The following is an 18,357-nucleotide window of genomic DNA, read 5'->3' on the forward strand; positions in this document are numbered from 1 at the left end:
ATTGTTCGACAGGCACACACGGCCGTCATCGAGGAAGCGCGTGAACGATGCCCAGCGCTTGAGCATGTAGTTCAGCGCCTTGGCCAGGTCACTCCCCTTCGATAGCTTGGCGAGTTGGGCTTCCATATAAGGTTTGAGATCGTCTATCAGCGGTTTGCTCAGCTCTTGGCGGACCGCTTTGCGCTCCTCTGGTGGCTTCCCATTGATGCCGCGCTCGATCTCGAACAGAGCATCGATGCGCTTGACCATCTCCAAGCCGATGGGAGAGATGACGACAGGCTTCTTGCCCTCGGCTTTGCGGCGCGCGGCGGCTTCGTAATCGGCAACAGCAAAGAATGGTCGGCGGGCGTGGACCCAACAGGCAGCTTCATAGATCGGGCCGGGCTGCCTCGCCGGCAGATAGAGCTTATTGTAACCGGCATAAGCGTCGGCCTGGAATAATCCGGTCCAGGTCTTCAAGTGCAGAAGGGGATGCTCTTCTGTTCGGTCCCTTGAGTAATAAAACATCGCTGCGGGTGGAGACGTCCCTCCGAACGGTTTATCGTCCCGCACATAGCCCCATATCCGGCCTGTGATCGTGTGTCCTCTGGCTTGAACAGGGATAGTCGTATCGTCGCCGTGAAGTCGCTCAGCTGCAAAGACATGGCGCTCAAGCGCACTGATCAATGGCTTTAGGGTCGCGCAGCATGCACCAACAGCGTCGGCGGCCGTTGAGATCGAGATATCAACGCCTTCGTTCCGGTACTGGTCGAGCTGCCGATTGAGTGGCTTATGCTGACCAAACTTCTCGACGAGGATCATGGCCAGCAGGCTGGGGCTGGCCCAGGCGCGCGGAATGGCGTGGAACGGCGCCGGCGCCTGGCTGATCTTCTCGCAGTCCCGACAGCTGAACTTCTCGCGCACGTATTGCAGGACGCGGAACTGACGGGGAATGACATCGAGGCTCTCGGTGATATCCTCGCCAAGCTTACGCAGGCGATCCCCACCGCAGCAGCCGCAAACCACAGGCGACGGTACCAGAACACGCTCGCGCGGCAGATGGTCGGGGAATGGCTTCTTGACCGGCTTCTTGCGCTCGAAGCCGGCAACGTTTGTCGTCTTGGCGGCCAGGGCCTGGGAGATCAATTCGTCCTCGGTAGCGGTGGCTTCGATCTCTTCGAACTCGAACTCTTTCTGGTCGAGGAGCCGGGACTGGCGCTCGGAACGCCAGCCGCGCAGTTCGTTCTGCAGTTTGAAGATGACCAGATTCTGGTGCGTAATGGTCGCCAGATCGTCAGCGTTTTGAGCCTTGGCCACGGCCAGTTCGGCGTTCTTGACGTCCAATGCCGCCCGCGCGTCCGCCAGCTGCGCCTGAAGTGCGGCAATGGATTCTGGGGCATGATCCGACGCGGTTTCCATACCGCATGGAATCATAAAACCCTTATTCTGTATAGGCTTTTTTGCAGATGGAGAGCCGTTTCTCGAGACCTTTAGCCCGCCGTCTCAGGCCGCCAGGTAATCTGCGGATTGCGCCAATCAATGCCTTCCAGCAGATAGCCGAGCTGACCGGCCGAGATGCTCACCGACCCGTCCCGAACGGCGGGCCAGATGAACTTGCCGCGTTCCAAACGCTTATAAAACAGACACGCGCCGACGCCGTCGTGCCAGATGATCTTGATCCGGTCACTGGCCCGGCCGCGGAAGACAAACAGGTGTCCGCGAAACGGATCCTGCTTGAGGACTTCCTGGACCATGAGCGCCAGGCGATTGAAGCCACAGCGCATATCGGTGTGCCCGGTAGCCAGCCATACGCGGACGTCGGAACGGATCGGTATCATCGAAGGGCCCTCAACGCCGCCGCCACTAGTTCGGCGGACGCACCGGAAGAAATGCGCACGCGCGCTCCGCAGGGCATATCCACCGAGATGTCAGCATCCGTACTTGCGGGAACCTCCTCGCTGACAGGTGACGATGACGTCACGATGGCTTCAACGAAGCCGACAGAGCCTGGCGCCTCCATCAGCTCCTTGCGCCAAGTGTAGATGCGGCTCGTTGAAACATCATATCGGCGGGCAACCTCTGACACGACAGCCCCGGGCCGAAACGCCTCGGCTAGGATCTCTGCCCGCAACCCGTCGGGCCAGGATCGGCGCCGCTCAGGCCCCGTCAGTATCATTGTTCGTGTCATTTAACCGCTCGGAGTGCTCTTCAGACCGCTCCTAAGAGCGCGCTTAGCTGCACTCTGTCAGATCAAGCCCAATCAAAACAAGGCGGTCCTCGGCGTAGGGTTACCAATGTACCAACGGACGTGCGTTTCAGTTTTGCCGCCTTGTCGCAACGCGGCGGCGCGACGGGATCGCATACCGATGGCTGGGGCATCAGCTTTTACGAACAAAAAGGCTGCCGCAGCCTCCATGATCCGAACCCCAGCGCGCACTCCGAGCTGGCGAAATTTATCCGCTCTTACCCGATCAAGAGCCTTATGGTCATAGCCCATGTGCGCAAGGCCAATCGCGGTCGGGTGGCGCTGGAAAACACCCATCCGTTTGGCCGCGAACTGTGGGGCAGCGCCTGGAGCTTTGCGCACAACGGCCAGCTCAAGGGCATAAAAACCCGCAAACTGACCCATTACGCGCCCATCGGCACCACCGACAGCGAACACGCCTTTTGCTGGCTGCTCGACCGCCTGCGCACCCTCTATCCGCAGCGGCCCTCCGATCACAAGCTCAGCCTGGCCATATCTGAACTGTTCGGGGATCTGCGCGAACTGGGCGTTTTCAATGCCCTGCTGAGCGACGGACGTTCACTCTATGCCAGTTGCTCGACCAAGCTGTGCTATGTCGAACGCCGCGCGCCCTTTGGCCAAGCCAGCCTGATCGACGAAGATCTTGAGGTCGACTTTGCTCAGGAAACGACGCCGAACGACCGCGTCATTATCCTGGCGTCAACGCCGCTGACCCGCAATGAGATCTGGACACATGTGGCGCCCAAGACCACTCTAGTCGCCCGCAGAGGCGCAATTGTGAAGTCTTTTGCCTAGCCGGGCTTTATACTTCCGGAGGCCCCTAAGGAAAAAACAAAAAAAGACCCTGACGCTTTGCGGCGTCAGGGTTTCTTTATTGTTTTTTCGTGGCGCACTCGGAGCGATTCGAACGCCCGACCCTCAGATTCGTAGTCTGATGCTCTATCCAGCTGAGCTACGAGTGCTTACCACATAAGTTCACCGCGTCGGCCCAACCTAGTGTCGGCAGTGCCTTGCAGCGAGGGGCGGACATTTAGTTGACCTGTTTCGATAAGGCAAGGCTTGATTGGCACTTTTCCACCGATTTGATGTTTTTTTGTTGATCATCCTGTCGCAACCTCGCCAAACCCCTATATAAAACCGGCCATTGCTGCCCTTCAGGAGTACCCGCCGTGATCCATACCCCCATGAAATCCCTGATTTTCACGGGGCTGGCTGTCCTTTTCACCTCCACCACGGCTTGCGCCACCCTTCCCACGCATGAAACCCCTCGCGTTCAGCCGATCGTCGTGGCCGCCGAACCGGAAGCGGCCCAGGCCGGCATGGATATCCTCAAACGTGGCGGCACCGCCGCTGACGCCGCCGTGGCGGTCCAGACCGTGCTGGGTCTTATGGAGCCGCAAAGCTCCGGCCTCGGCGGCGGCGCCTTCATGCTCTATTACGATGCCAAAACCGGCGAGATCACCGATTATAATGGCCGCGAGACCGCGCCGGCCGCCGCCACACCGGATCTCTTTATGGGCGCCGATGGCAAGCCGATAAGCTTTAGGGATGCGGTGCTTTCCGGCCGCGCCACCGGCGTGCCCGGCGCCATGCACCTGCTCGATCGCGCACAAAAAGACCATGGCAACCAGAGTTGGGACAGCCTTTTCAGCGCCGCCACCCAACTGGCCGATGATGGCTTCCGCGTGACGCCGCGCCTCGGCAACTATCTGCAAAACGTCGACTTCCCGCAAAAACACACGGCTGACTTCATCGCCTATCTCGGGGATGGTCAGGGCGGCTACCGCAAGACCGGCGATATCCTCAAGAATCCGGCCTATGCCGGCAGCTTGCGCGCTTTGGCGGCCCAGCGTGGCGACACCTTCCGCAAAGGGCCGATCGCCGAGGCCATCGTCGCCAAGACCCACGAAGCACCGCTGGCCGGTGGCATGACCTTGGCCGACCTGAGCGGCTATCAGGTCAAGGCCAGCACCACCGCGACTTACGCCACGGTTGGCGGCTATGCCGGCAAGCCGGTCTGCATCACCTACCGCATCTATATCGTCTGTTCGAACAACACGCCTTCGGGCGGCATCGCGCTGTTGCAGGGTCTGAAGATCGCCGAATCGCAGCCACTGGACCAGTGGGGCGTGCACGATCCGCGCGCCTGGCAGGTGCTGATCGAGACCGAGCGCCTGATGTACGCCGACCGCGACCAGTATGAGGCCGATACGCCCCTCTTCAACCGTCAGCAGGACGCCTATCTCGACCCTGCCTATCTGAAAGCCCGCTCGGGCCTTATCAAGATCGGCACCGCTAACGCAGCACCCAAGGCCGGCGTGCTGCCGATGCAGGTAGCGCCGGACAGGACGCTGGAGCCTGCCGGCACCAGTCATTTCGTCATCCGCGATTCGTACGGCAATGTGCTGACCATGACGACGACGGTGGAGAGCTATTTCGGCACCGGCCGCATGGTGGGCGGCTTCTTCCTCAACAATCAACTCACCGACTTCTCGTTTAGCCCGCAGACGGACGATGGCCTGCCGGTGGCCAACAGCGTGGCCGGGGGCAAGCACCCGCGCTCGTCCATGAGCCCGGTGATCGTGTTTGATCAAACCGGCAAGACGGTGATCGCGGCGGTCGGCTCGCCGGGCGGCTCGGCTATCCTGTCCTATAATCTCAAGGTGCTGATCGCCGTGCTCGATTGGAAGCTCTCGATGCAGGACGCCATCAACCTGCCCAATGTGGTGTCGCGCGGCAACAGCATCCGTGTCGAGCGTGCCCGCATGGAGCCTGCGGTCTGGGACGGCTTGACAGCGATGGGCTATACACTCACCGCCACCAATGGCGAAGAATCAGGCCTGAACGGTATCCTGCGCCAGCCGGACGGCACCTTTGACGGCGGCAGCGATCCACGCCGCGAAGGAGTTGTTATAAAGAGCCCTCAAGCAGCGAAGCGGTAGGGCAAAGAAAATGAATATCGTCATCCTGACCGGCGCCGGCATTTCAGCGGAATCGGGCGTGCCAACCTTCCGTGCTTCTGATGGGCTATGGTGCGGCCATCGCGTCGAAGCCGTGGCGACACCAGAGGGGTTCGAGGCCGATCCGGCCCTGGTGCAGGATTTCTATAACCAGCGCCGCCGCCAACTGGCAGAGGTTAGGCCCAATGCCGCCCATCATGCGCTGGCGCGGCTGGCCGCGGAATGGACGAAGGGCGACGTCTTGCTGGTGACGCAGAATGTCGATGACCTGCACGACCGCGCCTATGCCGAACACGGGCTGGATGGCGCGAACCTTATCCATATGCACGGTGAACTGCTCAAGGCCCGCCACGTAGATACCGGCGCGGTGCAGGACTGGCATACCGACATCCCGGTCGAATCGGCGTTGCGTCCACATATCGTCTGGTTCGGTGAAATGCCGCTGGCCATGCCGCGGATCGATCGCGCGCTTGCTGCCTGCGATCTGTTTCTCTCCATCGGCACGTCCGGCAATGTTTATCCGGCAGCCGGCTTCGTATCGGCCGCGCGCCAGGCCGGCGCCCATACGGTCGAGCTTAATCTCGAACCGTCACTGGGCCACAGCCTGTTTCAGGAAAAGATACTGGGCCCAGCCACGCAGGTGGTGCCAGATTATATAGGGCGGCTTCTGTCGCAATAATGGCGACAAACTTGACTTTCCTAGCGGCAGATATAGATTATCGCCAAGGAGACTCGTCATGATTTCTGACCGTATCAATGCTCGTCTGTCGGCCCCTTTGGCGAAATTTGTCGCGCGCATGGTCGGCGAAGACGGCCTCTACGAAACGCCCAGCGAATATATCCGCGATCTTATTCGCCGAGACATGGAAAAGCGGAACGACATCGAGATGCAGGCCAATCAGCTCGGTGAAGCCGTCTTGCAAGGCTATCGTGACATCAGTGCTGGCCGATATATCGACTCTATGGGTGACTTCAAAAGTGATATGGCGCTGTTTGAAAAGCGCGAAGCCGAAGGCTGGAAGTAGTGTCAGCCAAATATCGCCTGTCACGTCGTGCCTTGGCGGACCCGCGTCACATCTTCAACCATTCGACGGAAAGATGGGGAGAGGCACGCGCCAATCTCTATATTCAAGCTTTATACGAGACGTTTGGAAAAATCGCTGCCGCGCCTGACCTGGGTGTAAAACGGCAAAAACGCGCCTGGCCCTTCTTGATGATCGAGGCACAACAGCACTTTATCATTTATGACGTCACGCCGGATGCCGTACTCATCCTGACGATCCAGCATCAAAGACGTGACATTGAGCGCCTGATCCAAGCCATGCGTCCGGATTTACTGCAAGACATAGCTAAACTCAGCTCACACTAAGCGAGCGGCACCCCAGACTTTCAAAGCGCATCAAGAGGTCGGCCAGGGCCGTGATCGGCGCGGTGCCGAAATCGACCGACACCCCCGCCTCATCGACCCGCAGCGAATGGATGCAGGCGGAGAAGCGTGTATCGGGATCGAAGGTCGTCTCTTCCGGATCGAACCAGGTCTCGAACCACTCGCTGAAATCATCGCCTGACACGGCCTTATCGCCGGCCTTGATGGTGATATCGTCCCAAACCAGCCGGCTGATGACCATATCCATATCACCGAGCGTGACCTCAATCGTATCGAAGGTCACTTCTTCCTCGGATTGCAGTTCGAGCATCTCGCCGTCTGTGGCGTAATCAGCGCAATAATAGTTGCGATAAAAGCCACCCTCTTCCGGCACTTCCAGCTTAAGCTCGATCGCGCCTTTTTCGGACAAGGTCCGCTGCTTGTCGACAAAGGTGGCGAACTGTTCGAGATAACTATCCCGCGCCAGTTCCAGTAAATCCTCGAATTCCAAACTCTACTCCGTCAGATTTTTACGGTTTTAGGGGCAGGCGCACCTCGAAGGTCGTGCCTTCGGCGCCGCTGCTGACCAGCCGGACATCACCGCCATGCAGTTGCGCCAGTTCGCGCGCGATGGCAAGCCCAAGGCCCGAACCGCCGGGCGTGGTGCTGGAGGTAAAGGGCTGAAACAGCTTGTCGCGCAGCTTCTCCGGAATGCCGGGGCCATTGTCGTTAACGATCAAAAGCACCTCTTCCGAGGTCTTCACCGCCGTCAGGGTCAGGCGCCCGCGTGCCTTGCGGTTCGGCTGAAGCTCAATAGCCTGACGGGCGTTGCGCATCAGATTGACCAGCAGACGGTGCAGTTGTTCCGGATCGGCTTCGAGATTGAAGCCCTTGGCCACCTTCGAGATGAAGCGCACTGCTTCCGGCCCCTGCGTCGCCAGCCCAAGGCCGGCGTCTTCCGCGGCCGCCTCAGCCAGCGCTTTCAGCTTGACGATCTGGATCTGCGGCGTCTGCTCATCGGACTTGCCGTAGGTCAGCACGTTTTGCGCCAGCGCCACAGCGCGATCGAGCGCGCGCTCCAGACGCGGCAAGGCCTTGGCCACGATCGGGTCGGCCGAATTGGCCAGCCGGTCCGAGGCCATCTGCGCCGAGGTCAGCATGTTGCGCAGGTCGTGATTGATCTTGGACACCGCCTGGCCGAGCGCCGCCAGCCGTGCCCGCGAGCGCAGAGCCTGACGCACCTCTTCCTGCATCGAGGCCAGTTCGGCTTCAATATGGCCGATCTCGTTGAGCTGGCCGGAGGGCCGGGTGACCGTCACGTCTTCCGGATTGGTCTTGAAGCGCTGGATCGCCTGGGTCAGATTCTGGATAGGGCGGACGATAAAGACGGACAGGGCGACGAAGACCAGAAAGCCGGCGAGAAAGGAAATACTGAGTGACACACGCAGCATGCTGAGCAGGCTGGCCTTGAGATAGGCTTTAAGCGGATCGGCCTTGACCACGATCTCGATCACCTCGCCAGACCGCACGCGCGGCTTGGCGACAATGTGCAGCAGCCGATCGGGCTGGCCCATGAAGGTCTCCCACGGCGCCCACAGATAGGTAATGTCGTGCCATATGTTGGTGTGGGTCTGGCGCAGATCCATCACCTTTTCCGGCACCACCACATTCTGATCGAACAGCACATAATCGCGCACGCCCTCATTCTGGATGGCGAGATAGAGCACGCCGGCGCTCTTGCGCAGCTGCGACGACACCGGCCTGGACACAGCGTTCTTTTCCGAGGTGTCGACCGCCTGCGAGGTCAGTTCGGCCTGACGCACCCGATCGGTAAGCCAGCGCTCCTGATCGGAGGCGAGCGAGGGAATCAGAATCACGATTTCAACGATCATCACGAAGACGAAGGTCAGGATCAGCAATTGTCCGGACAGGCTGAGCAGGAAGTTGCGCGCCAGATTAAAGGCCATCATGCCGTATTTCAGCGAAAAAGCGGCCACTATAGAGAGGGCGTGCGCCAACCGTTCGGCATAGAAGCCCTCACGGCGTATCACCTTGAGAGTCTTTGCCCGCCTGTCGGATGCGTCTGATTTGCCCTGATCGAACACGTAAACCTTTGGCTTCACTACTGCTTCGTTGTATATATAGCAGAATTACGTCGCAACCGCTTCATTTTAGCCAAAGCGCCCTAAATATTATTGACAAGCGTCTCTGGCCGGACTATCCACGCGCCTCTTTACGCAATTCCGGCCCTCGAAGGGGCCCGCTACACCAATCGGAGCCCCCTATGGGAACGAAACGTACCTATCAGCCGAGCCGCCTTGTGCGCAAGCGCCGCCACGGCTACCGCACCCGCATGGCCACCAAGAACGGCCAAAAGATCGTTGCGCGCCGCCGCGCCAAGGGTCGCAAGCGCCTGACGGCCTAATCGCGTCAACGCACTGCTGAATTTTAAGAAGAGTCCTTAAGTTGCTTAAGGACTCTTCTTGTATTTCCGGCATAGGGCACCACATCAGCATCCAATGATTCCCCGCCTCAAAATCCGCGCAGAGTTTCTGGCCGCCGCCAAGGCCGCCTATCAGGCCCGCCCCGGCGTGGTCGTGCAGGCAAAGACGCGCGAGGACGATGCGATCAAGGTCGGCTTTACCGCCACCAAAAAGATCGGCAATGCCGTTGTGCGCAACCGGGCCAAGCGCCGCCTGCGCGAAGCCGCCGAGGTCATGATTCCCCAATTTGGCCGCCCCGGCCACGATTATGTGCTGATCGCCCGCGCCGATACGGTTTCGCGCGATTGGAATGCTTTACTTGACGATGTCAAAGCCGCCCTGATAAGGCTCGCTGCGAAGTCAGTGGCGCGCCCCAAGGCCCCCATAACCACAGACGTCATAAAGTCCGAAGATACTCCTCAGGAAACAAAGACCGTTCGATGAATAAAGATACCGACAACCGGAATATGATCTATTTCCTGATCGTCAGCATGGCTTTGCTGGCCTTCTATCAGTTCTTCGTCTTTGGCCCGCAACAGAAGAAGCGCGAGGCTGCACAAGTGGCCGCTGCCGCCGCCTCTTCCAGCGCCGCTATCGCCGCCGGTCTGCCGGTCGGGGGCGTCGTCGCGGTGCCGCTGACCCGCGAACAGGCCCTGACCCAGACGCCGCGCGTCGCTATCGATACGCCGTCGCTCAAGGGCAGCCTGTCCTTGAAAGGCGCCTTGATCGACGATCTCTATATGATCAAGTATGATCGCACCGTCGAAAAGAAGAACGATCCGGTCGAACTGCTGACCCCCGCCAACAGCAAGAGTGCTTATTACGTGGTGTCGGGCTATAATTTCCAGAACATCCCCAACGCGCCGACGATCGATACGGTGTGGACGGTGGCTTCCGGCACGACCTTGAGCGTCGGCAAGCCGGTCGTGCTGACCTATAACAACGGTGCCGGCCTGACATTCACGCGCACCCTGAGCATCGACGCCAACTACATGATCACCGAAGACAATGCGGTGGCCAACGCGACGCCGCAGGCCATCGCCTTCGCCCCCTATTCGATGGTCGTGCGCAACGGCATGCCCGAACACGCCGGCAAGGAAGCCGTGGTCCATGAAGGCGCCATCGCCACCTCCTCCAAGACCCTGGCCAGCCCGAAGATGGGCGACTACCGCACCGACTCCTTGAAGTACAAGGATATGGCCAAGCCGAAAGACGGCAAGAAGCTGGAGAAGAAGGATTCCATCGGTGGCTGGTACGGTATAACCGACAAGTACTGGATGGCGGCCGTTATCCCCAATCAGTCGCAAGCCGTGCAGTATACCGCACGCGCTGATCTGCTCGATGGCGTGCCTGTTTTCCGCAGCGGTTATGTCGATAACGCCGTCACCCTGGCGCCCGGCCAGACCTGGAAAGCGCAATCGCATGTCTTCGCCGGCGCCAAGCAGAACACCCAGCTCCAGGTCTACGAAGACACCCTGCATATCCCGCGTTTCCACTGGGCGGTTGACTGGGGTATGCTCAGCGTCCTGACCTACCCGATGTACTGGCTGCTCGACAAGCTCTACGCTCTGGTCGGTAACTTCGGTCTCGCCATCCTGTCGCTCACCGTCATCGTCAAGCTGGTCTTCTATCCGCTGGCTCACAAGTCCTATGAGTCGATGACCAAGATGAAGCAGGTGCAGGAGCGCCTGAAGCCGAAGCTCGACGCCATCAAGAAGCGTCACGAAGGCGATCCGCAAAAGACGCAGGAAGCGACCATGGCCCTCTATCAGGAGGAAAAGGTCAATCCGATGGCGGGGCTCGGCGGCTGTCTGCCCATGCTCCTGCAACTGCCGGTCTTCTGGGCGCTCTATAAGGTGCTGATGCTCGCCATCGAAATGCGCCACGCCCCCTTCTTCGGCTGGATTCAGGATCTGTCGGCACGCGACAGCACCACCCTCTTCAATCTGTTCGGTGCCCTGCCTTTCAATCCGGCCACCGTGCCCCTGATTGGCACCGTGCTCGATGGACCGCTGCATATCGGTATCATCGCCATCCTCTACGGCGCCTCGATGTGGCTCAGCCAGCAAATGACGCCGATGACCGGCGTTGACCCGATGCAAAAGAAGATGATGAGCTTTATGCCCATCATGCTGACCTTCTTCATGACGCAGGTTGCTGTCGGCCTGATAATCTACTGGATCTGGTCGAACATCCTGACCATCCTGCAACAATACTCCATCATGCACCGCCTCAAGGTCGAAAACCCGATCGATACCGGCATCAAGAAGGTGCGCGACATGATGGATAAGGGAAAGAAGGCGGCGTGACCGACTCTGTAAAGACCGAAGCCGAACTGCAGGCCGAAGCGATCGAAACCGCGCGGGTGCTGTTTGCCCGCCCGGTGTCCTTCGTTATGGGCGCGGTGTCGGTCGATCAGTTGCCGTCTGACGAATTGCCGGAAGTGGCCTTCGCCGGCCGCTCCAATGTCGGCAAGTCGTCGCTGATCAACGCGCTGGTGAGCCATAAGCACCTGGCGCGCGCCTCCAATGAGCCCGGCCGTACCCGCGAGCTGAACTTTTTCCGCCTCAACGACGCCATGCACATGGTCGATCTGCCCGGCTATGGCTGGGCGCGCGCGTCCAAGGTGGCGGTCAAAAAGTTCCAGAATCTGGGCCGCGATTACCTGCGCGGCCGGCCTAACCTCAAGCGCGCCTATCTGCTGATCGATGCGCGCCACGGCCTGAAAGACGTCGATAACGAGCCAATGGACGCGCTCGACAAAGCCGCCGTCAGCTACCAGATCGTGTTGACCAAGGCCGATAAGATCAAGCCGGCCGAACTGGCGAAAGTGATCGCCGCCACGCAGGCCGGCATCAAGAAGCGCCCCGCCGCCCACCCGATCGTGCTGGCCACCTCGTCCGAGGTCGGCTTCGGCATCCCGGAATTACGCCTTGAAATCATGCAGACCTGCGGGATCACGCTGTAAGCCAAGCCCATCTCATGATATCGTACTCAGGTTATTATGAGGTGCGCTCATGGGTTTGGAAGCTGAAAGCGAACTGCGGGTCGGGAGCGACCACGCCCACGTCAAGGCGCTGCTCGAAAGCCGGGACCTGATCTTCCGCGGCGCCTTCCGCAAGACCCTGACCTTCGCCGACCTGAAAGACCCGCGCGTCGTCGATGACGCATTGTTATTCGAGCACGAAGACCTGTCCTATGCCCTCGCCCTGCCCGCCGGACAGGCGGCGAGATGGCTGAAAAAGCTCACCACAGCACCACCGACCCTGGCCGCCAAGTTCGGCATCGACAGCGATCACAGGGCGTTTGTCACAGGCCATGTCGATGACGCGGCGCTCAATGAAGCCTTGCTGGATGCCGTCACCACCGATCCCTTGCAGGCCGCCGTTTCCGTCATCATCGCCCGCGCGCCCGATGAACTGAGCGCTGCCCTGGCCGAGGTGACACAACGCCTGCCGCACGCACCGATCTGGGTCGTCTACCCCAAAGGCCCGAAATCGCCCCTGCCCGATTCCGCCGTCCGCACCCACATGCACGCGCTGAACCTTATCGACACCAAGAGCAGCGCCGTCTCGGATAGCCTGACCGCCACGCGCTTTTCCTTGCGTAAAGCGCGTTAAGCCGAAAAAATTCATGACAGCGACACACATATCCGCTAATGCGCAGAGGCTGTCTTTTGTCGCATTTCGAGCGAGAAAAGTGGCAGCCACTTTTCTCTGAAATGCTTAACTGATGATCATTCAAACTGAAATCGACTCCTCCGAAGAACGCGGCTGGGCCACGGCGAAACAACTCGCTGAAGCCCTGCCCTATATCCAGATCTACGACCGTGAGATCGTGACGATCAAGTACGGCGGCCATGCCATGGGCGAGGCCGAAACGGCGCGGATCTTCGCTTCGGATATCGTGCTGCTCAAACTGCTCGGCATCCATCCGGTGGTGGTGCATGGCGGCGGTCCGCAGATCTCGGCCATGCTCGGCCGCGCCGGAGTCAAATCGACCTTCATCGATGGCCTGCGCGTCACCGACGACGCCACCATGGAGATCGCCGAAATGGTGCTCTCCGGCGCCGTCAACAAGGAGATCGCCAACTGGATCACCCAGGCCGGTCGTGAGGCCGATGTGCGTGGCGTCGGACTGTCTGGTAAGGACGCCGGCCTGATCACGGTCGAAAAGGCCACCCGCATCAAGCGCGATCCGGATTCGATGATCGAACAGGTCGTCGATCTCGGCTTCGTGGGTGAGCCCAAGAATGTCGATGACAAGCTGCTGCGCACCCTGATCGACGATCCGAACCACGACTATGTGCCGGTCATCGCCCCGATCGGTGTGTCGGATGACGGCCATACCTTCAATATCAACGCCGATACCGTGGCGGGCGCCGTCGCCGGCAAGCTCAGCGCCAAGCGCATGTTGCTGCTGACCGATATCGCCGGCGTCATGGACGAGAACAAGAACCTGATCCGCCAGATGACCATTTCGGAAGCCAAGGGGCTGATCGAATCGGGCGTTGCCGTTGGCGGCATGATCCCCAAGCTGGAAACCGCCATCATGGCAGTAGAAGCCGGCGTCGAGGCCGTGGTTATTCTCGATGGCCGCCGTCCTCACGCCATGCTGGTCGAACTCTTCACCGAACACGGCGCCGGCACGCTTATTCAGGCCGATCCGATCTGAATAAGCGAAATCTATCGCTGATTTGGACTACCTTTTTATACCTCCCCGCTTGCCGGGGAGGGGGACCGCACGAAGCCGCAAAGCGGCGAGATGTGGTGGTGGGGTGTCTTGCTTTCCTGCTGCCGTAACCATCCCCTCACCCGGCCTTTCAGGCCACCCTCTCCCCTTATTGAAAGGGAGAGGGGGAAAGACGAAGCCTTGTGATTGCAGCCCTCGCCCACATCGACACCTGGATCTTCGATCTCGACCAGACGCTCTATCCGCATGAGGCGAACATCATGTCGCAGGTGGAAGAGAAGATGGCCGCCTACATGATCCGCGAAACCGGCCTGCCGCCCCTCGAAGCTGCCCGCCTGCGCGACCAGTATCTCCATGAACACGGCACCACCCTGGCGGGGCTCGTCGCCTATCACAATATCGATCCCTATAGCTTCCTCAACGAGGTGCATGACGTGTCGCTCGATACGCTGGCGCCCGATGAAGACCTCAACCGCCTGATCCACGACCTGCCCGGCCGCAAGCTGGTCTTCACCAATGGCGATGAACGCCACGCCATCCGCCTGCTGGCCCATATGGACATGGCGGACCTCTTCCACGGCGTCTTCCATCTCGAACACGCCAACTGGATTCCCAAGCCCGCCCTGGCCACCTTCGAGAAGATGATGGCGGTCCATGCGGTACACCCCGAAACCGCCGCCTTCTTCGAAGACAGCTCGAAAAACCTCAAGCCGGCGCAGGCCCTGGGCATGAAGACCATCCTTGTCGGCCCCACCGCCCTGACCAACGGTGACAGTCACGTCGATTTCCGCAGCCCGTCGCTGAAAGCCTTCCTCTCCGCCCTCACATAAAAGTTTCCCCAGGCGTCAGATACAGGCTTGACGACGGCCTATTTTTGAACGATGTTCATATTGAACGTAGTTCAAAAATGGAGAGACACATGACCAAGGCCCTTTTCCTTACCGCGTCCCTGCTGACAGCCGCCGCCGCCAACGGCGTTCATGCGCAGGACAGCCTCGCCAACGCCTCGCAGGCATCCGGCGAGTCGCTTGTATCCACCGCACGCCTGTCCGAAGCCGGCGTCAAGGTCGTGGCCGGCGCGGTCGCCCTGCCCTTCGTGGCCGCCGGTGCCGTCATCGAAGGTTCCGGCAGGGTGGTGCGCGATTCCGCAGGCGCCGTGTGGGACGAAGCCAATGGCCCGCTGGAGATTTCACCGGAAACCGTGGTGGCCCAGCCCGCGCCGCAGGTGCCTTATGATGCCGGCCGCCGCCGCGACAATACGGGGCAATGATGCGCCACCTTGCACTCGTGAACCTCGCGGCCTGCCTGATGGCGACGCCGGTCATGGCAGCACCGCAAGCGACCGATATCCCCAAGCCCGTGGCGGATTCCGGCCAAAGCGGCCGGGCACCCAAGGCGCACTATACGCCAGTGGAAGCCGCCAGTTTCGCCAAACAGATCGAGCGCGATCTGGCCAGCCGTCAGGCCCGTGTCGCGCTCGTCTTCCGCGCCGGCAAACCGCGTGATCATTTGCCCGACAATGTGCCCTATACCCATGGCGCCTTCTGGATCTATGGTGACATCAAGGGGCCGGATGGCAAGATCTACAAGGGCTACAGCTCGTACAACCTGTATCAGGGTGACGGCGTTTCAGCCCCGCTTGACCAGTCCTATCTGGCGCAGGATTTCCCGCTCGATTTCATCAGCGCCAATCAGGTCGATGATGTCGGCGTCATCATCCCGTCGCCGGAGATGCAGCGTCGTCTGCTGGCCCTGATCGCCTCGCCGACCTATGAGCGCCTGCATGTGCCCAGCTATTCGCTGGTGTCCAATCCGTTTTCCTCTGAGCACCAGAACTGCACCGAATTCCTGCTCGATGTCATCGCTTCGGCAGCTTGGGAAACCAACGACTACACGCAGATCAAGGCCGATCTTGGCGCCCATTTCAAACCCACGATTATTCGCGCCAACATCTTCGCGCGCACCTTCGGCCCCATGATCAACCCGCGTCTGCGCCTGGATGACCAGCCGGGCCGCATCGAAACCGTTACCTATGAAAGTATCCGCGCCTTCATGAGCGACAATCACCTGTTACAGACCGCCTATGTGATCCCGCGCCAGAATTAGCCCACGACATTTAGTCAATATTCAGACTGCAACTTTATACCTATTTCATCACATTGCAGCGAGTATGAAAATGGATGATCAGACCATAAAGCGATTGCTGACTTTAGCTTTCAAATGCAGCCCCGGCGACCTGTCTATTCTTGAAATAGCGCTGCAAAACCTTGATGGCCAGCGTCTGGTTACAAGCTTGGGTAGCCCAAATTTTTATTTCTGGTCCGCATGTGTCGAGAACGGTTTCATGGAACGTCTTGAAGACCTCATTTTACCCTTGGCGCAAGGAGAGATGCCTAGTCCTGCTTTCGCTATAACTCCTTCTGGTTTTGAGAGCATGGAAGAACTCTACGCCCTTATACGTCACCATTACGATCCACGCGATTATCATATGTCAAAGATATACAATGAGCTTGCATATCCTTTCGTAGAAAACTTTTACAAGGCCGTTGATGACGGAAACGGGCGTAATGAGGATGTTGAGACTCTGATCGCGCTTCTGCTCTACAGACTGATAAGCCGACGCTATCCAGCAAATTTGCACGATGATAAACTCATGTTTATTGCAGGACAAACACGGCAAATATTAAAAAACGGCGGGTCGCAGTGACTTCTATTTGACATTCCCGCGCACAACATTATTTGCAAACCCTTAGTCACTTGTATGGGAAACAAACCATGTCCGATCTCGCCGCCTTCAAAGATGATATCGAAGCCGCCTGGGAGGTTCGCGACACGCTCAATCCCGCCTATCACGGCCCCTACCGTGAAGCCGTCATGGGCGCCATCGAACTGATCGACAGCGGTCGTTTTCGCGTTGCCGAAAAGAAGGACGGTCAGTGGATCACGCACGACTGGCTGAAAAAAGCCGTCCTGCTGTCCTTCCGCCTCAATGGCAACGAACTGATGCATACCGGCCGCGGCCTGTTCGAGCAGGCACCGATCGGTCCTTTCTGGGACAAGGTGCCGAACAAGTTCGCCAAGTGGGGTGAAAAGGAATACACCGAAGCCGGCTTCCGCTCGGTGCCGGGCGCCATCGTCCGCGCCGGCGCCTTTATCGGCAAGAACGTCGTGCTGATGCCGTCCTTCGTCAATATCGGCGCCTATGTCGATGAAGGCACCATGGTTGACGCCTGGGCCACGGTCGGTTCCTGTGCGCAAATCGGCAAGAACGTGCACCTCTCAGGCGGCGTCGGCATCGGCGGCGTACTGGAACCCCTGCAGGCCAGCCCCACCATTATCGAGGACAACTGCTTCATCGGCGCGCGCTCGGAAGTGGTCGAGGGCTGCATCATCCGCGAGGGCTCGGTGCTCGGCATGGGCGTCTATATCGGCAAGTCCACCCGCATCGTCGATCGCGCCACCGGCGAGGTCTTCTACGGCGAAGTGCCGCCCTATTCGGTGGTCGTGGCCGGCTCGATGCCCTCAGCCAATGCGGCCCCCAACGCGCCCCACCTCTATTGCGCCGTCATCGTCAAGCGCGTCGATGCCCAGACGCGCTCCAAAACCGGTATCAATGAGCTTTTGAGAGACTAAGCTGTGGAAATTCCACGAGGAGCCTTGACCGAAGCGAAATAATCGGTCAAAGGCTCCTCTCCCGATTACGGTCCCTTCGTCTATCGGTTAGGACGTCAGGTTTTCATCCTGAAAAGAGCGGTTCGACTCCGCTAGGGACTGCCATCGGATCTCCCCTCACACAATCTGTTCTGCCGTCTTGCAGCGCGTGTCGAGCGATGCGCTTACGACCGCTAGGCCGAGTGCTCCCAGCACCAGCAGGCTTCCGCCCCATGGCACAGCCTTCAGGCCGAGGCTGGACGCCATGCCAATCTGCCCTATTAAAATGGATAGTTCGAATAGACCTGCTGCACTTTTTGGTCCTGAGCAATACTGATCGGAGTAACCAACTGACGCTTCATGATCAGATCAAGACAATCCGCCCCCAGCAATCCCTTCGTCCGGCATTGCGGATCGGACAAGGCCCGTCTCTTCAACAATTTTTTTGCCGGCCCCGTCAGCATGATCAACTCATCGACTCGTTGTCTTTTGCCGAGCTTAATCTTAGCGGCACTAAAGGCGTACTCAACGAGTTCGCTACAATAGATGGCGGAATTATCAAACGAAAAATAGGGATCATAGGGCCTGCCGTAGAGCCCGCGGGAAGCTGAAAAGACTTTGTCTGTCTGAGACTTCTGCAGTTTGGGCAATCGATAAACAGCGTAGCGGCCGAACCGCCCTCGCTTAATCCAGCTTTTTAGCGGCGTTTCTTTGACGGGGCCTACGGCTTCAATAACCATTGTGCCGTCGCCTGTCCGTTTGATAATCCCCATATGCGTATAGAGGCTAAGACTGGCCACGCCGATGGCTGTCGATTGACGGCTGCGGGAAGTCTGGAAGATCAGGTCACCGTCCTGTAACACCGGTGCAAAAGATAACCAGCGCCACATACACACCATCGCCAATAAAACGACGATGCAAGGCAGTATACGCTTGGCCAATCTATACTTCATAAAGCCCCCTGCACACAGGCTAGCACAC

General features: G+C 59.2%; 23 protein-coding genes and 2 tRNA genes. 17 read left to right on the forward strand and 8 right to left on the reverse strand.

Annotated elements, in window-relative coordinates; genetic code table 11:
- From tnpC to tnpA, 3 genes are all read right to left on the reverse strand, one after another.
- Positions 1-1,398, reverse strand: a 1,398-nt coding sequence (gene tnpC / locus B060_RS0105550; RefSeq protein ID WP_018080772.1) for an IS66 family transposase, incomplete at its 3' end; no start/stop codon positions are given.
- A gap of 71 nt (positions 1,399-1,469) precedes the next feature.
- Positions 1,470-1,817 (reverse strand): IS66 family insertion sequence element accessory protein TnpB, encoded by a 348-nt coding sequence (gene tnpB / locus B060_RS0105555; RefSeq protein WP_018080773.1) that lies wholly within the window; start codon positions 1,815-1,817, stop codon positions 1,470-1,472.
- Positions 1,814-2,167 carry an IS66-like element accessory protein TnpA gene (gene tnpA / locus B060_RS0105560; RefSeq protein WP_026172625.1) on the reverse strand — a complete coding sequence of 118 codons (354 nt, stop codon included), beginning with the start codon at positions 2,165-2,167 and terminating at the stop codon, positions 1,814-1,816. The genes tnpB and tnpA overlap by 4 nt, the downstream gene beginning before the upstream one ends.
- Positions 2,168-2,221: 54 nt before the next feature.
- Between tnpA and B060_RS23905 the strand changes: the two genes are divergently transcribed.
- Positions 2,222-3,019 (forward strand): class II glutamine amidotransferase, encoded by a 798-nt coding sequence (locus B060_RS23905; protein ID WP_081606798.1) that lies wholly within the window; start codon positions 2,222-2,224, stop codon positions 3,017-3,019.
- A 90-nt stretch (positions 3,020-3,109) separates the two neighbouring features.
- Here B060_RS23905 and B060_RS0105570 read toward each other — a convergent pair.
- Positions 3,110-3,186: transfer RNA gene (locus B060_RS0105570), tRNA-Arg, on the reverse strand.
- Positions 3,187-3,393: 207 nt separating this feature from the next.
- Between B060_RS0105570 and B060_RS0105580 the strand changes: the two genes are divergently transcribed.
- From B060_RS0105580 to B060_RS0105595, 4 genes are read left to right on the forward strand one after another with little or no spacing between them, the layout of a single operon-like run.
- Complete coding sequence (locus B060_RS0105580) at positions 3,394-5,166, forward strand: gamma-glutamyltransferase family protein (RefSeq protein ID WP_236621595.1); 1,773 nt, start codon at positions 3,394-3,396, stop codon at positions 5,164-5,166.
- 10 nt (positions 5,167-5,176) lie between these two features.
- A complete protein-coding gene (locus B060_RS0105585; protein WP_018080778.1) occupies positions 5,177-5,863 on the forward strand; it encodes an NAD-dependent deacylase in 687 nt (228 codons plus the stop codon).
- 58 nt (positions 5,864-5,921) lie between these two features.
- Positions 5,922-6,209 (forward strand): ribbon-helix-helix domain-containing protein, encoded by a 288-nt coding sequence (locus B060_RS0105590; protein WP_018080779.1) that lies wholly within the window; start codon positions 5,922-5,924, stop codon positions 6,207-6,209.
- Positions 6,209-6,553 carry a type II toxin-antitoxin system RelE/ParE family toxin gene (locus B060_RS0105595; protein ID WP_018080780.1) on the forward strand — a complete coding sequence of 115 codons (345 nt, stop codon included), beginning with the start codon at positions 6,209-6,211 and terminating at the stop codon, positions 6,551-6,553. Before B060_RS0105590 ends, B060_RS0105595 begins: the two co-directional genes overlap by 1 nt.
- Here the strand turns inward: B060_RS0105595 and B060_RS0105600 are convergent.
- Together B060_RS0105600 and B060_RS0105605 are read right to left on the reverse strand one after the other, a co-directional pair.
- On the reverse strand, positions 6,540-7,061 hold the full coding sequence (locus B060_RS0105600) for a hypothetical protein (RefSeq protein ID WP_018080781.1): 522 nt from the start codon (positions 7,059-7,061) through the stop codon (positions 6,540-6,542). The genes B060_RS0105595 and B060_RS0105600 overlap by 14 nt on opposite strands.
- 19 nt (positions 7,062-7,080) lie before the next feature.
- Complete coding sequence (locus B060_RS0105605) at positions 7,081-8,673, reverse strand: sensor histidine kinase (protein WP_236621596.1); 1,593 nt, start codon at positions 8,671-8,673, stop codon at positions 7,081-7,083.
- A gap of 161 nt (positions 8,674-8,834) precedes the next feature.
- Between B060_RS0105605 and rpmH the strand changes: the two genes are divergently transcribed.
- From rpmH to B060_RS0105665, 12 genes are all read left to right on the forward strand, one after another.
- Entirely contained in the window at positions 8,835-8,975 is a 141-nt protein-coding gene (gene rpmH / locus B060_RS0105610) for a 50S ribosomal protein L34 (RefSeq protein WP_018080783.1), read from the forward strand.
- 94 nt (positions 8,976-9,069) lie between these two features.
- Positions 9,070-9,477 (forward strand): ribonuclease P protein component, encoded by a 408-nt coding sequence (gene rnpA / locus B060_RS23910; protein ID WP_018080784.1) that lies wholly within the window; start codon positions 9,070-9,072, stop codon positions 9,475-9,477.
- Positions 9,474-11,342: a membrane protein insertase YidC gene (gene yidC, locus B060_RS0105620; protein ID WP_018080785.1), complete on the forward strand. Its 1,869-nt coding sequence runs from the start codon at positions 9,474-9,476 to the stop codon at positions 11,340-11,342. The genes rnpA and yidC overlap by 4 nt, the downstream gene beginning before the upstream one ends.
- Positions 11,339-12,001: a ribosome biogenesis GTP-binding protein YihA/YsxC gene (yihA, locus tag B060_RS0105625; RefSeq protein WP_018080786.1), complete on the forward strand. Its 663-nt coding sequence runs from the start codon at positions 11,339-11,341 to the stop codon at positions 11,999-12,001. The genes yidC and yihA overlap by 4 nt, the downstream gene beginning before the upstream one ends.
- Before the next feature lie 49 nt (positions 12,002-12,050).
- Positions 12,051-12,653, forward strand: coding sequence for a hypothetical protein (locus B060_RS0105630; RefSeq protein WP_018080787.1), 603 nt, complete (start codon positions 12,051-12,053; stop codon positions 12,651-12,653).
- A 112-nt stretch (positions 12,654-12,765) separates the two neighbouring features.
- Entirely contained in the window at positions 12,766-13,707 is a 942-nt protein-coding gene (argB, locus tag B060_RS0105635) for an acetylglutamate kinase (RefSeq protein WP_018080788.1), read from the forward strand.
- Between the two features lie 200 nt (positions 13,708-13,907).
- Entirely contained in the window at positions 13,908-14,555 is a 648-nt protein-coding gene (locus B060_RS0105640; RefSeq protein ID WP_018080789.1) for a pyrimidine 5'-nucleotidase, read from the forward strand.
- Between the two features lie 89 nt (positions 14,556-14,644).
- Positions 14,645-14,995 carry a hypothetical protein gene (locus tag B060_RS0105645; protein ID WP_018080790.1) on the forward strand — a complete coding sequence of 117 codons (351 nt, stop codon included), beginning with the start codon at positions 14,645-14,647 and terminating at the stop codon, positions 14,993-14,995.
- Positions 14,995-15,831: a DUF2145 domain-containing protein gene (locus tag B060_RS0105650; protein ID WP_018080791.1), complete on the forward strand. Its 837-nt coding sequence runs from the start codon at positions 14,995-14,997 to the stop codon at positions 15,829-15,831. The genes B060_RS0105645 and B060_RS0105650 overlap by 1 nt, the downstream gene beginning before the upstream one ends.
- 70 nt (positions 15,832-15,901) lie before the next feature.
- Positions 15,902-16,432 carry a hypothetical protein gene (locus B060_RS0105655; RefSeq protein WP_155847698.1) on the forward strand — a complete coding sequence of 177 codons (531 nt, stop codon included), beginning with the start codon at positions 15,902-15,904 and terminating at the stop codon, positions 16,430-16,432.
- A gap of 68 nt (positions 16,433-16,500) precedes the next feature.
- A complete protein-coding gene (gene dapD / locus B060_RS0105660; RefSeq protein WP_018080793.1) occupies positions 16,501-17,358 on the forward strand; it encodes a 2,3,4,5-tetrahydropyridine-2,6-dicarboxylate N-succinyltransferase in 858 nt (285 codons plus the stop codon).
- Positions 17,359-17,427: 69 nt separating this feature from the next.
- Positions 17,428-17,502, forward strand: a tRNA-Glu gene (locus B060_RS0105665).
- 12 nt (positions 17,503-17,514) lie between these two features.
- On the opposite strand, the gene B060_RS28195 is transcribed toward B060_RS0105665, so the two are convergent.
- Both B060_RS28195 and B060_RS0105670 read right to left on the reverse strand, forming a co-directional pair.
- Entirely contained in the window at positions 17,515-17,643 is a 129-nt protein-coding gene (locus tag B060_RS28195; RefSeq protein WP_269078011.1) for a hypothetical protein, read from the reverse strand.
- A 14-nt stretch (positions 17,644-17,657) separates the two neighbouring features.
- Positions 17,658-18,317, reverse strand: coding sequence for a YiiX/YebB-like N1pC/P60 family cysteine hydrolase (locus B060_RS0105670; RefSeq protein WP_035423232.1), 660 nt, complete (start codon positions 18,315-18,317; stop codon positions 17,658-17,660).
- Positions 18,318-18,357 lie beyond the last annotated feature (40 nt).

The sequence above is a fragment of the Asticcacaulis benevestitus DSM 16100 = ATCC BAA-896 genome, from assembly GCF_000376105.1.
Taxonomy (GTDB): Bacteria; Pseudomonadota; Alphaproteobacteria; order Caulobacterales; family Caulobacteraceae; genus Asticcacaulis; species Asticcacaulis benevestitus.